The sequence below is a fragment of the Nonomuraea monospora genome (assembly GCF_039531895.1).
Taxonomy (GTDB): domain Bacteria; phylum Actinomycetota; class Actinomycetes; order Streptosporangiales; family Streptosporangiaceae; genus Nonomuraea; species Nonomuraea monospora.
Genome location: NZ_BAAAQX010000020.1, coordinates 177,670 through 191,848, shown reverse-complemented (window position 1 = coordinate 191,848; position 14,179 = coordinate 177,670). Strand labels below are relative to the sequence as shown.

Sequence of the window (14,179 nt, the reverse complement as noted above, 5' to 3'; positions counted from 1 at the left end):
GCGACATTCCGTGACGTTTGCGGCGAACTTGCGGCTGTTGACCTCTAGATGATCGTCGATCAGGATCCGGACTGATCGTCTTTATCTGCTCCTTACGGCGCGACACGGCCCCGGATCCCGGGGTCTGCGTCAGCGTGCCCTGAAGAGGTGGCGACATGCGAACCTGGCGACGGTTACGGACGACGGTGCTGGTCATCGCGGTGGCGATGGCATTGGTGATCTCCGGCTTGGGGATGCCCGACAATCTCGTGTTTCCAGCGGCGGCGTCGGTTTCCGGGCCGGATCCCGAGACATCGGTGGATGGCCGGCCGGTGGCGAAGGCCAAGGTGGTCAAGGGGGCGGAGGAGTCTCAGCCGCAGGTCGAGCGTAAGGAGCCGGTCTGGCCGAAGCCTGGTACGGCGCAGGTGGATCCCGGCGAGAAGGCAGTGGCGGCGGGCGCGCTGCCGGTCCGGCTCTCCGAGGTCGAAGGCGCCGCCGAGGTCGGCGCGGTGAAGGTGGAGACGCTGCCCGCCGATACCGTGCGCAAGCTCGGTGGGGTGGGCGTCGCGGCCCGGCTGACCGGTGAGAGCGCGGGGAAGGTGCGGGCGGAGTTCTCGTACGCGGGCTTCCGGGACGCTTACGGCGGCAACTTCGCCAACCGCCTGCAGGTGCTGCGGGTGCCGGCGTGTGCGCTGACGACGCCGCGCCCGCGCGATTGCGTGGTGCGTCCGCAGCCGGTCAAGGCGCACAATGACGTCAAGTCCGGCACGTTGACGGCCGACCTCGACACTGACCCGGCTTCCGGTAAGGCGGCGGCGCTGACGTTGCCGAAGAGCGCGAGCGGTAAGGACGTCAAGACGGCCGATGCCCGTGCCGGGCAGGCGTTCACGTCCGGGTCGGTGTACGTGCTGGCGGCCGGGATGACCGGCCCGGACGGCAACTTCGGCGCCACCGATCTGAAGCCGTCCGGCACCTGGCAGGCCGGCACGTCGGGTGGCGGTTTCTCCTACGACTATCCGCTGCCGGAGGCGCCGTCGCCGGTGGGTACCGGGCCGAACCTGTCGCTGCAGTACGACGCCTCCTCGGTGGACGGTGAGGGCCATTGGACCAACAACCAGTCCGGCGTGGTCGGTGTCGGCTGGAATCTGTCGGCCGGGTTCATCGAGCGCAAGTACCGCCGGTGCACCGCCTGGACCGAGTACGCCGGCGACGCCGCGCTGATCTGGCATGCCGACGAGGACGGCCCCTACGGTTCGGCCGTCTGCTGGGAGTCGCCCGACGAGCTGGCCACCGATGTCACCAAGGACTACACCCAGTCGGAGCTGGTGCTGAATCTGGCGGGCCGGTCGGCCTCGATCGTCAAGGACCGCACCAGCGGGTTGTGGAAGACGGTGCCGGACTTCGGCTGGAAGATCGAGCAGCTCCCTGGCGGCGCGGACGGCCTGGAGTACTGGAAGGTCACCTCGAGCGACGGCCAGGTGCATCGCTTCGGCTACACCAAGGACGCGCAGTGGCAGTTGCAGTACGTCGGCAATCAGCGCGCCGAGCCGTGCGCGGACCGGTACTTCAACGACATGATCCCGCCGACCTGCACCGGTGTGTGGCGGTGGAACCTGGACCAGTCGATCGACGCCAACGAGAACGTCATCGACTACACCTATGAGCGCGAGACGAACTACTTCTGCATGCCCGACTGTGTCTCCGAGATCTACGTGCCGCTGCCGTACGACCGGGGCGGTTTCCTCAAGCAGATCAGCTACGGCCACAACACCCAGGTGGCCGGCAGCACGCCGACCTCGCGGATGACGTTCACCACCTCCGACCGCGGCGGCCTGGACGTGCCCACCGACCTGACCTGCGGCCCGTCCTGCACCACCAACGAAGCGGTCGCGTTCTACTCCACCCGCAAACTCGACTCGATCCTCACCGAGTCCAAGAACCCTGCCTCAGGGGCGTGGGAGCCGGACACCCGCACCGACTTCCGCTACCGGTGGATCTACACCCGCACCGACTTCGGCCCCGCCTACGACCCGGTGTTGTGGCTGGACAGCGTGCAGCAGACCGGCCTGGCCGGCAGCACCTCGCAGAAGCTGCCGCCGGTCAGCTTCGACGCCGCCATGGTCGCGGGCAAGATGGAGTACGACAACTGGTCGGACTGGACCGACTTCCTGTCCTGGCGGATGGTGCCCCGGGTGGCCGGGATCGGCAACGGCATGGGCGGCCGGATCGAGGTCACCTACGGCCAGGCCGACCCGTGCGGCGGCGGCAAGGGCCGCGACGGCACCAGCTACTTACCCGACGCCACCGGCGACTGCTACCGCGTCGACTACTTCTACAACGAGGAGACCGGCCAGGAAAACTGGGGCCGCTTCTTCAAACAACTCGCCACGAAGGTCGTCGAACGTGACCTGGTCGGCGGCTCGCCCGACATGGTCACCAGCTACGACTACCTCGGCGCCCCGCGCTGGACCAACCCCGTCAACTTCGCCCAGCCCGACCTCGCCCCCACGGGCAGCGACTGGCGCGGCTACAGCACCGTCCGCACCACCCGCGGCTCCGGCTCGGATCCGAACGGCTACACCGTCACCTCCGACACCTTCTACCGCGGCATCGACGGCGCCACCATCACCACCTTCGAAGGCACCACCGCCACCGACTCCCGCGCCCTGCAAGGCCAGCTCCTCCAAGAGCAGACCTGGAAACTGACCGCCACCGACCCCCGCGCCTACACCGAGGCCGAATCCACCCGCTACGAGTACCAGGTCGCCGCCACCGGCACCGGCCCCGGCGTCCTGGATCCGGCCTTCGTGCACCGCACCCGCGAACGCACCCGCGAGCTGGTCACGGGCGGCGCCTGGCGCTGGAGTGACCAGCGCACCGCCTACAACGGTGACGGCCAGCCCACCACGGTCAACGACTACGGCGACACCGCCGTCACCACCGACAACACCTGCACCAGCACCAGCTACGCCCGCAATCCGGCCAACGGCATCACCAGCCTGCCCTCCACGGTGGAGAAACGCTCCGGCGACAGCTGCACGTCAGGGACGCTGATCGGTAAGTCGGTCACCTTGTACGACGGCGGTACCGACCCGGCCACCAACACCCCGTCTGACGGCAACGTCACTGAGACACGTTCCTACGCCAGCGCCACGTCGATCTCGGTCGCCAAGAGTACCTTCGACGACTACGGCCGCCCGCTGACCGCCACCGACGCCATGGGCAAGGTCTCCACCACCGCCTATCAGCCCTCGGTGGGATGGCCGTATCAGGGGATTACGGTCACCAACCCGCTGGGCCACACCGTCACCACCACCTCCTCCCACCGCAACGGCCTGCCCACCAAGCTGGTCGACGCCAACAACAAGGTCATCGAGATCGACTACGACGCGCTCGGGCGCGCCTCGGCCCTGTGGGAGCCCGACCAGCCCAGGGCCGCCGGCACGCCAACCGCGACCGTCGCCTACGACCTCCCGTTCGACGGCAACCTCGGCCAGCCCACCGCCCCGGCCAAGACCACGCTGCGCAAACTACTGCGCGGCACGACATATCTGTCCACCTACAGCTATGAAGACGGTTTCGGCCGGCAGCGCGAGACCCAGACCGAATCGCCGGTCGGTGGCCGCGTGGTCCTGGTGACGGCTTACGACGGCCGCGGCCTGGAAGGCGCGTCCTCCCAACCTGTGCACAACACAGGAACTCCCGGCACAGGCTTGCTGAACCCGGCACTGACCGCGCTCCCGTCGTGGACCAAGACCGTCTACGACAGCATGGAACGCCCGACCGCGGCCATCGAATACCACTTGGCCACGGAGTTCCGCCGGACCACGACCGTCTATCCCGGACTGGATCGGGTCGAGGTCGTTCCGCCCGTCGGCGGTAAGACCGTCACTGTCTCCGACGTCTTCGACCGCACCGTGAAGACCGAGGAGTGGAAGGACGGCACCACCCACCACGACACCACTTACACCTATGGCGCCGCCGGAGACCTTACCAAGATCACCGATGCGAACGGCAACATCCGCACGTTCACCTACGACTGGCTCAGCCGCCGTACGACGGCTACTGACCCTGACGCCGGTTCCTCCTCCTACGGCTATGACGCCGCAGGCCGACCGGTATGGACCGTTGACGGCAAGGGTGACAAGGTTTCCACCGTCCACGACGATCTGGGAAGACGCATCAGCCAATGGGCAGGCGAGCCACAGACCGGAACCAAGCTCGCCGAATGGACCTATGACTCCATCGCCAAGGGCCGTCTCACTGCCGCCACCCGTTACGTCGGCTCCAGCAGCTATGTCGATGCCATCACCTCGTACGACAACTCCTACCGTGTGACAGGCACGAAGCTAACTGTTCCGCCTGCCGAAGGAGCGCTGGCGGGTGAGTACCAGTTCACCGCGAGCTACGACGCGGCAGGTAACCTGATTCGTCAGAGCATGCCGGGCAAGGGTGACCTGGCAGCCGAGACGCTCACGTTCGGCTACACCGGTCTCGGCCTGGTCAAGGACCTCACCTCCGACTACGGCGGTGGCACCACTTACGTCAAGGAAACGGTCTTCTCGGCTACCGCCCGGCTCAACGAGCGCTCCTATGGCGCCAACGCCCAGGTGAAACGCACCTACATCTGGGACGAGGCCACAGGATGGCTGAACCGTCTCACCACGACCGCCGGCTCGCAAATCGCACAGGATGACACCTTCACCTACAACAAAGGTGGACAGGTCACCCGCATCCAGGACGCAACAGCGGGTCAGTCCGAATGCTTCGGGTATGACGGCCTCGACCGGCTGACCACCGCGTTCACCACGACCGCCGGCACCTGCACGGCCAGTGACGGCCAGGGTGTCGATCCGTACAATCAGACGTTCACCTATGACGCGGTCGGCAATCTGCAGACCGTTACCGACAACGGGGCCACCGCCACCTACGGTTATCCGGTACCGGGCGCGTCCGCCACACGGCCGAACGCCGTCACCTCTATCACGCGTCCCGGCCGGACCGATACCTACGGCTACGATGCCGCCGGTCAGCTCGTCGCCCGTACCGTCGACGGAAAACAGTCCACATTCACCTGGAACGCCCTGGGACAGATGGACAAAGCCATTGTCGACGGCGCCGAGACATCAATGGTCTACGACGCCGACGGCGAACGGCTCATTCGCCGGGACCCTGACGGCTCCTCCACTCTCTACCTCGGCGGCATGGAGATCCGGGCGACCGGCGGCATCGCCAAGGCCACCCGCTACTACTCCAGTACCGACGGCGCCGTGGTCGCGATGCGTACCAGTGGTGGCATCCAATGGCTGGCCTCGGGCATGCACGGGTCCACCCAGCTCGCCGTGAACGACAGCAGCGGGCAAGTTTCCCGCGAGCGCTACCTTCCTTACGGTCAGCGGCGCGGAAGCGATGACCTGCCATTTACCGACAGAGGTTTCCTCGGCAAGGTCGAGGACTCGGCCACCGGCCTCAACTATCTGTCGGCCCGCTACTACGACCCGGCGATCGCCAAGTTCGTCTCCACAGACCCGCTCCTGGACTTGACCAAACCGCAATGGACCAATCCGTACTCGTACGCCGGCAACAATCCCATAGGCGCTTCCGACCCCACCGGGTTGAAGGTGATCGACGACGCGGGATCCGCTGACCCGTGCGCCAAACCCAAGAGCACGGAATGCAAGGTCAAGCGCAAGCAGGAGGCCGATGCCGCGCTGCGCGCCGCGCAGGCAGAAGTGCAACGGCAGCTCAAGGCGCTCGTCGACGCCGTCCTGTCCATAGCGAAGATCGCGGCCGACGAACTGGGCATCACTGCCGGCATCAAGTGCTTCACCACCGGGGACCTGGGGTCCTGCGGAGAAACGGCACTCAACATCCTCGGCTCACTCGCAGGCGGCCTCGCCGGCAAGCTCGCGGCGAAATACGCACTGCCCTGGAAGTGGAAGAAGGCATACGAACTCGGCAAGGCGATCTGGAAACACGCTGGTGACGCCATCAGCGCCTTCAAGAACTGGCTGGCGGCGAAGGACAAGCTCAAGATAGCCGAGCGAGCCAGAGAAGCGGCGACCAAGGCATTAGGCGACTGCAACAGCTTCGTTCCCGGCACCTTGGTCGTGATGGCTGACGGGAGTACCGAACCGATCGAAGGCGTCGACGTCGGCGATCACGTCCTGGCGACCGATCCGCATACGGGTGAACGGTCAGCGCAACCCGTACTGGCGCGCATCGTCGGCGAAGGTGCCAAGAACCTGGTGCAGATCTCGGTCAGGACCGAGGACGGCTCAGGAGTGCTGATCGCGACCGCCGAACACCCGTTCTGGGTGGATGATCTGCAGGCCTGGGTCGGCGCCACTCGACTGTCGCCAGGCATGTGGCTCAGGACCGGAGCCGGCACGCACGTTCAGATCGCGGCCGTCAGCAAGTGGACCAGCGGCAAGCAGCACGTCTACAACCTCAGTGTCGCAGGCCCGCACACGTATCACGTGGCAGCCGCGAACGTGGACGTCCTGGTTCACAACGACAACCCGACGTGCGACCTCGCGGCAGCGATGAAGCGGGCGCTGGCGAAGAAGGCCGGATTCACCGGAGTGGGAGAGCGCCTGATCGTTGACGAGAACCTCTCGCCCGGCCTGGCCGCGTTCCTGCGAAAGCAGGGTTACGACGTACGGAGCGTCGCGGAGATGGGCCTCAAAGGCGCGAAGGACCCAGAACTCGCCCGGCTCGCCGAACAACTCGGCGCGAAAGTGGTGACTCGGGACCGCGGTCGGCAAATGGACGGAGGTTTTGGACGGAACGCGATCCAGATAAACTCGAAGATCAGTAGTTTCGCGGCGATCTTGAGGATCATCACCGGCAAATGACAGGCATTCTCGGCCATCCCGGGCCAAGCGCGGCCGAATGTTCCGCGATCCACAAACGGTGGATCGCGGAACGGAATCGGCGTACCGAGGATCCCGGTTATCGGGAGGAGTGGTACTACGAGCAGTGCGGTAGCTGCCGGTTCTGGTTGCCGCTGTCCGGCGAACTGGGTAGCGACTACGGCGCGTGCGCGAACCAGGCCTCGCCCTTTGACGGACGGGTCCGTTTCGAGCATGACGGGTGTGAGGCCTTCCAAGAGGCGGGAGCCTGGTCCACGCCGGAGGATCATGATGCGCATCGACGCTGGATGATGTACCTCCGCACGCTGGACAGCATGGACGAGGACGGTCTTACTTTGCTCCGCGCCGCCCTTGCCGAAGAGCCTGACCGTGAGATGGCGCTGGCCGTGATCCTCCGCGCGTTGGAGGTGGTGGGAGGGAGCGAGCGGCAGGAGTGGATCGAGCTCGCCCGGCCGGGGGAAGACCGGGAGCATGCCGAGGCACGAGTACGAGATCTCGACATCTTGGCGGGCGGACCGACAGGTGTGCCCGACGAGTGGTCGAACTGGACTCAGCGCCGGATAGCGGCGACGAGCTCGGATCTTGCGATGCTGGACCTGCTCGCCCAAGCCGGGCGTACCAGGAGCATCCGGCGGATGGCCGCCGAGCGTAGGCAGGCGATGGGCCACCGTCCCGGCACCGGGAACAATCGCTGATCCAGTTCCTCCGCTGCTTCGAGCGAGTCAGCGGCTTCTCCGCCCAGCCCGGTGGCGGGTCGGGGATCGGGCGCTTGATGACGACTCCTCGATCGCCTTTGCTGCATCAGCTCGAGATGTATGCGGATACACCACCTGCTGTGTACCAGCATGGACGCGCTGCGGTTCAGGCGTTGTAGCCGCCGTGGGCGTCCAGCTTGGCGCCCGTGACGTACGACGCAACGGGGCTGGCCAGGAAGGGGATCGCCGCCGCGATTTCGTCGGGGTGGCCCATGTGCTGCAACGATAGTGAGCTGAGCATGGCTTCGATGGTTTCGGGGTCCGGTGTTCCATGCCGTCCGTCAGCATGCCTGCTTCCACGATGTTGGCGGTGATGTTCCGGGGGCCGAGGTCGCGGGCGGTGCCCATGGTGTACCGCTCGACGCCTGCCTTGGTCGCGGCGTAGTCGGCCACTCCCGGGACGCCGGCTCGGGTGCCCAGCCCGGAGCTGACTGTGATGATGCGGCCGCCTTTGCGTAGCACCTGGGAGGCGGTCCTGATGATGGTCATAACTCCCAGGTAGTTGGTGGCGTGCATGCGGTCCAGGGCGGTGGTGTCGGCATCCGGGTCGTCCACCGTGCCGTTCACCGAGATCGCCGCGTTGTTGATTCCGGGTCGGCCAGCAGGCGGTCGATCAGCTCGGCCTCGCTCCGTTCGCGTTCCGCCGGGCTGAGCTGGTCGTCCTCGTCCCGGATAGTGGGGCCGCGATGCCCGGAGCTCTCTTCCACCAGATGCTGCCAATCACCTGGCACTCGCCAAGCGGACAGCCAATGACCAGCACCTGTACAACCTGACCGTCGCGAACACCCACACCTACTTCGTGACAGTGGGCAACGAGGCAGTGCTCGTCCACAATGCCGACCGCCGTCCGGTAAAACTGGAGTTCCCCGAATGGGACCCTGGCGACGGCGATGATGACGACGGATACCGCACACCTCGCAACAACCAGGCTCAGAACAGGGCGTTCAATGACGCGATCAGGGAGGCCGAAGGGCAGATCGGCCGCTCGCTCACGAAGGCGGAGCGCAGAAGGGTGCACGACGCGATCAGCAAGAAGGGGTACGGCTATCACGACATCGTGGATGAGGTCATCGGGATGTTCGGCGGCGGCGATTGCTGAGGAGCAGCCGGGCGTGAACTCATCCGGCCGCTCCTCGAAGACCATGGGATGACCCATCCGTAGTGCAGGGCCTGAGTCCTTCGGAGGCTACGCTGTTTCCCGACCCGCATCGCCTTCGTCTGGAGGAACGTCTCCGTACCCTCTTGGGCCTGCACGCGGTGGGCGTCGGCCGCGCGCTGAACATGGGGATCGTCGATTTCGATCCCGCCCCGCCGCACGCGTTGACAGACGACTGGCGGAGCGCCTTCGCGCTCCACCTCCAGTGCCCCTTCCGGATCACCTACGAGAGCCGGGTGATCCTCGGCTCTGGAGACCTCGCGTGGCTTGAAAAGGACGTTCGTCACGCTGGCGAGACCGACAGCGAGCGCACCATGTACGACTACATGGCGGACCGGGTCGATGCGACCTTCGCGGAGCTACGGCCGACCGTGACAGCCGCGCGGGTATCACCTTTCGGCGACCTCCGCGTCGAGTTGGAACAGGAGTTCATGGTGGAGGCGTTTCCGGTCAGCTCCGGCCGTGCCGAGGCGTGGCGTTTCCTGCACAGGAACGCTGAGCATGTGGTGTTCCCGCCTGAAGAGCCGCTTGAGGAACGGTAAGCCTTTGTCATCCTGACGGCGCTGGCCCCGGTGGTGTGCGCAGAAGGGCGGTGGATGACGGCAGGCTCCAGGCAAGACAGCAGTCGCCCAGGCCGGTGAGGCAAGGTGCTGACCTGCGCCCCGCAGCACCGGCTGGCCTGCTCGCACGCGGCCATCAGAGCGAGGCCCAGCACACCCCTGCGGCACAGCCGATCGCCCAGCTGCGCAGCGACGACCAGCTCCCCACCAGGTCAGCCGCACTGGCCCGCCGCCGCTTGGCTTCCGCTCCTTGCGTCCTGGAACGAGCACCGGCTCAAGCCATACGCCGCGCGACGATCGCACCATGTGGTTCGCGCCGCCGCCATCAGGCAACTGCCCGACACTGCCACTACCAGCGCAGATCCCAACCATGATCGCGATATGTCACTGGAGTACTAGACGAGCGCCGGAACTTGTTTCCCCGCCCTCTTAAGGCGCCGTCGTCCACTTGGCTAGGGGATGGAAATGTTGAAAGTCTGATCCGCGGGGCGGCGGATCGGGCCGTCCAAGAGCTCGCAGATATTGTTGCAGCAGATGGCGCTGCTGAAGAGGAATATCTCACACCGAGCCTGCTGGCGCTACTATCCGACAATATAGATGCGGTGAAAGCCGCGCTTGTTCTGGCTGGGATGGACGGTTCCAGCCCGAAGATCGAGGTCGAACGGCGGATAGTGCCAAAGAGCGAGGAGGAGATTGGTGCCGATATCGGTGTGGTTGTCTCAATACAAGTACCCGCACACGCGACAATCACCTATGGTGACCTGGCTCAGATAAAGAAGTCGAAGCTGCTGCGTAAACCTGGCCCAGGTTCAGACTCCTGGGCCATCGCTATTAGTCAGCTCGAAGAGCTGCTGCGCTGCAGTGCGACCGTCATGTATTGGCTAATTGCATAAAGTGGGGTCGTATATGTCGTCCCTGCGAAGATGATACCAGCCTTGCGTCATGGCCGAGGCAAGCCAAGCGCGGGATTCTTCACCGTTCGATACAGCGATATTCGGCATGTTGCCATCAAGCTTGGGCGCTACTTTTGTGACGTACTTCTTGGTATGTGGGTTGCTAGCTCCAACCCGGAAACGCTTGCCATTGCAGACGGAAGCAACGCACGTACAAGCCCTCATCACCTGTTCAGGTCTCGGTACGGATTGGTGACTGAGTTTTGCGATGATCGCAGACGTTGTTTCCAGCCCCGCGGCTGAGTAAAATATCGCAGGTCGCTCGGCGTAGTAGGCGTCTTGGGCGCCATGAAAAGGAACCCTGAGGGTCATCCCTTCCTATCGACGTCGCCGAAGTTGCTGTACAACGGGTACAGCTGCCAGGCAGAGCAGCGCAGCCCCTCCGAAAGCGGCACCTGCCGAGAGAATGGTATCGGTGGCCGGGTTGCCGTCGAGGGCTTTGAGGAAGCCAACGCACGTCGCGACGAGGGTGGAAAATAGCACCATGACCAGCAGCCAGGGAATCCAGGTACTGTTCGCTGGCTCAGAGACGGCCGTTGGTGGGGGCGTTGAAGCGGGCGGTTGTTGGGGGGTGCTCACAGGGAGGCCTTCTTCTCGAATCGGTCGCGAGATTGGATTTCGGGGGCGGGCTCGGACGGGTTCAGGAGCACACTAGCTAGTGAGATACGGCTGTGCCGCAGAGAGGTGGCCACGGTCTTATGTGCGCGATCCAGCTCGTCCAAGTCGTTCAGCATGGTCACGATCTTCTGCTGCTCGGTGGGGTCGGGCAGTGGGATTCGTAGAGACCCGAGGGACTCGGTCCGGAGCGACGGCGCTGCGGTGGCCGCGGCTCGGTCTTGCATCCAGGCGACAGACTCGTCCAGACACAGGTAATGGAATAGGTATTCCGGAAGGATCCGGCACTCTTGCTCCTTGAGTACCCGGAGTCGGATGACATTTGGACTCATCAGCCAGCCGACCTGGTGCTTCCGCACCAGTGCCGGTGGGACGATCGCACCCGAGCGGACGCATACGATGTCCTTCTCTCGAAGCTCGAAGTTCTCCAGCCGATGAGCTGTCTCCTCCGATACGAGCTCGTCTTTCTCGTCGCTGATATGTCGGTCCCTCAGGTGCCGAGGGAATACGACTGGCACCGATCCGCCTGCGCTGCGCTGGGCCTTGCCCAGCTTGGAATAGGAGGGTCCGGCCTGAATTTCGCACAACGAGTTGAGGGCGAACACGGAAGCCGGCCGGTTCCTTCGAGGCGACGATTCAAGGATCCTGACGGACGGCAGCCAAGTGGCGGCATCCTGGGTATGCCGGAGGTGTTGCTCGGCATGGTCAAGGCTCCCCCAGGCAGCCTTGAGCTCGTGCTCACGGTCGTTGTCCTTGCCCCGTTGGCGCTCGACATAGTCAAGCGGGTTGAGCGAGTAGTCGCTTCGCCGCAGCTCGTCCCTGTTTACAAGGGCGCCGGGCACCTGCTGCTCCGCAGCCATGGCTCCGAGAGGGGGTACGGCCTCTCCTAGATTCCTGTGAGCCCGGTAGGCGGAGAAAATACTCTCGGCGTCTATGGCATTGAGGACCTGGCGTGAGCCGCTCTTTTCCCCCATGTGCCGCGCATCGAGGAATAGCGTTTCGTCGCAAGGAGTGTCGGGGTGGCGCAGAAACCAGACGGAGACAGGTACTGCGGTGCCGGTGAACAGTTGGGCTGGCAGGGCGATGACACAGTCGACGACTCCGGATTCCACTAGGTTGCGGCGGACGGTTCGCTCGGCCTTGTGGCCCGAGTTACCCGCCTTGTTGGGCATGATGATGCCGGCTAGACCCCCCTCGCGTAGCGATGCGAGACAGTGTTGGACCCAGGCGAAGTTGTCGTTGTCGAGGGGCGGAGCCCCGTACGTCCACTGCCCCTTGCTGCGCTCACCGCGGCCGGGGTCGCTCATGTTGAAGGGTGGGTTGGTGAGCACGATGTCGAAGGGTCCCGGCGGAGCATGCCCAGGGCTGTTGTCCCAAGGGGCGTTGCGTTTGAGGGCGAGAGTCGGCGAGACACCGTGGAGAAGAAGATTCATCGTTGCCAGCCGCCAGGTGTCGGCACGCCGGGTCTCACCGTAGGTCCGCACCGCGTCCTCCCGTGGCAGGCCCTCCTCGTCCAAGGCGCAGGCGGCGCTCGCCTCGATGAGGAACCCGCCGTCGCGGGCGTACGGGTCATAGACGGACTCTGGCTTTCCAGGACCGAACTCGGAGCACGCCAGTCGCGTCATCACTCGGACCACTGCACGAGGCGTGAAGAACTCACCGCTGCCCAATGTGGCTTGGCGTTCGTACTCGTCTAGGAATAGCCCGAACACGTCCTCGTCGAGGCGGCTCATCGCGTCCACGACATGGCGAAGATCACGAGCGGTTCGTGGTTCGAGGCGCTGCAACGCTTCCTGCATGCTCGCGTGCCCTCTGAGGCTAGGTATGTCCTCGTCGGTTTCGCGGCCGATGTCTCGGAGCAGTTGGGCAGCCTCGTCGAGGCTAGTGAGGGTGCGAGCCCGGGCAGCAAGAATCTCGAACCGGTCGGCAGCAGTGCCGCGAAGATAGTGGAGACAGGCCAGCAGGTTTAGATAGTCGAGTACGCTGGCCGCGCCACGGATCCGATCGACGAGGGGACCCAGCAACTCGTTCACGATCTGCTGGTTCTCGGGACGGGGTTCGTCGACGGCGCTGGTTGGGATGCGGTAGGGAGAGCTGGCACTGTGACGGCGTTTCGCCGTCGCGGCCGCGGGCTTCCCTGTTTCTTCCTTCTTTCGGGCTCGGTCCCCGTAAGTGATACCGGCAAGTTCATCGGCCACGAGCCACTCGGGCGGGACAACCCTCCGGTCCAGCCAGCGCAAGACTTCCGACCGTCGGAAGTACTCTTGCCCGCCCGAACGCCGGAGCGAGGGAAAATCGGCCTCCTGCTTCTCCCAGATAGTGATGATCGACCTGCTGACACCCGCTAGCTCGGCGATCTGCGCTCGTGTGAGCAGTTTGTCCTTATCCATCGGCGGATACGACATGAGTGATGACCTCCTCTCCGCCGTGGTGTGTACAGGATGAGCCTAGGAGTGCATGGCTCAACGCCCAACTGCGCACTGCCAGTGCGCAGAATCTAGCAAGGATCCAGGAGTGTCGGGGCTCGCTTCCAGTCCAGAGGCGAGGCCACGTCTGCGGACTCAGGCTGATTTCGCGTACTTGCCCGAGCGTCCAGCGGCAAAGGGAGGACACACACAGTGCCGATTGTGCGGACGTACCGCGCGTGAGTGCGTACGTCGGTAGTCCAGTGAGGGCTTTCACAGGCGTCGTACGAGCAGTTCGCCGCCTCCTGCGGCGCCGTCGTGCAGCACGGTGAGGTGTGTCGTCCTATATGGGGAGGGATGGCGACAGTCGCACGACCGGGCCATGCTCGGCGTGCATGGAGCATCCTGTAGGACATCACGGTCGGCTACGGTTGCAAGCCCGTTGTGGGTGGCGCGCTGGCAGGTGATCGTGTCAGCAGGCGGTGTTTATGCACGTATTGGCGTGATCAGCGGCCGTGTCGGCCCGGTGACTGGGCCAGCGTAGCGGGTTGCCGGACGTTCGGGGCCCCGGAATCATCGTTTGACCTGGGCAAACGCTCCCAAGATCATCCCGCGTATATCCCCTGATCATGTTCTTACGGCTGCATGCGGGCACCGTTCGCTGCCTACCAAGGGCGCAAAACGAAAGACCTGCGGCTGTGAAACCGCAGGTCAGGGTCCTGAAATGCCGATCTAGGTGAGTGCCCCCGGCAGGATTCGAACCTGCGGCACCCGCTTTAGGAGAGCGGTGCTCTATCCCCTGAGCTACGGAGGCGGACTCCCGTAAGCCTAGCGAAACTTTGGCACTGCGTGCGACGTACCCCCACCCCCACTTTCGCAAC

General features: G+C 64.7%; 7 protein-coding genes, 1 tRNA gene and 1 pseudogene. 5 read left to right on the top strand and 4 right to left on the bottom strand.

The features are described from left to right. The first annotated feature begins 155 nt into the window (after positions 1-155). Both ABD331_RS34025 and ABD331_RS34020 read left to right on the top strand, forming a co-directional pair. On the top strand, positions 156-6,836 hold the full coding sequence (locus tag ABD331_RS34025) for a DUF5615 family PIN-like protein (protein ID WP_344483914.1): 6,681 nt from the start codon (positions 156-158) through the stop codon (positions 6,834-6,836). Beyond that, positions 6,833-7,549, top strand: a complete 717-nt coding sequence (locus ABD331_RS34020; RefSeq protein WP_344483912.1) for a DUF3027 domain-containing protein — start codon at positions 6,833-6,835, stop codon at positions 7,547-7,549. Before ABD331_RS34025 ends, ABD331_RS34020 begins: the two co-directional genes overlap by 4 nt. A 166-nt stretch (positions 7,550-7,715) precedes the next feature. Here the strand turns inward: ABD331_RS34020 and ABD331_RS34015 are convergent. Beyond that, positions 7,716-8,164, bottom strand: a pseudogene (locus ABD331_RS34015) (SDR family NAD(P)-dependent oxidoreductase). A gap of 8 nt (positions 8,165-8,172) precedes the next feature. Then, complete coding sequence (locus tag ABD331_RS34010; RefSeq protein ID WP_344483910.1) at positions 8,173-8,316, bottom strand: hypothetical protein; 144 nt, start codon at positions 8,314-8,316, stop codon at positions 8,173-8,175. A gap of 92 nt (positions 8,317-8,408) precedes the next feature. Here ABD331_RS34010 and ABD331_RS34005 point away from each other — a divergent pair, with 92 nt between their 5' ends. The 3 genes from ABD331_RS34005 (at position 8,409) to ABD331_RS33995 (ending at position 10,218) form a co-directional block, all read left to right on the top strand. Further along, positions 8,409-8,708, top strand: coding sequence for a hypothetical protein (locus ABD331_RS34005; protein ID WP_344483908.1), 300 nt, complete (start codon positions 8,409-8,411; stop codon positions 8,706-8,708). 143 nt (positions 8,709-8,851) lie between these two features. Further along, a complete protein-coding gene (locus ABD331_RS34000; protein ID WP_344483906.1) occupies positions 8,852-9,307 on the top strand; it encodes a hypothetical protein in 456 nt (151 codons plus the stop codon). A gap of 431 nt (positions 9,308-9,738) precedes the next feature. Next, entirely contained in the window at positions 9,739-10,218 is a 480-nt protein-coding gene (locus tag ABD331_RS33995; RefSeq protein ID WP_344483904.1) for a hypothetical protein, read from the top strand. A gap of 635 nt (positions 10,219-10,853) precedes the next feature. Here the strand turns inward: ABD331_RS33995 and ABD331_RS33990 are convergent. After that, on the bottom strand, positions 10,854-13,298 hold the full coding sequence (locus tag ABD331_RS33990) for an N-6 DNA methylase (protein ID WP_344483902.1): 2,445 nt from the start codon (positions 13,296-13,298) through the stop codon (positions 10,854-10,856). A 741-nt stretch (positions 13,299-14,039) separates the two neighbouring features. After that, positions 14,040-14,112 (bottom strand) — tRNA-Arg (locus ABD331_RS33985). Positions 14,113-14,179 lie beyond the last annotated feature (67 nt).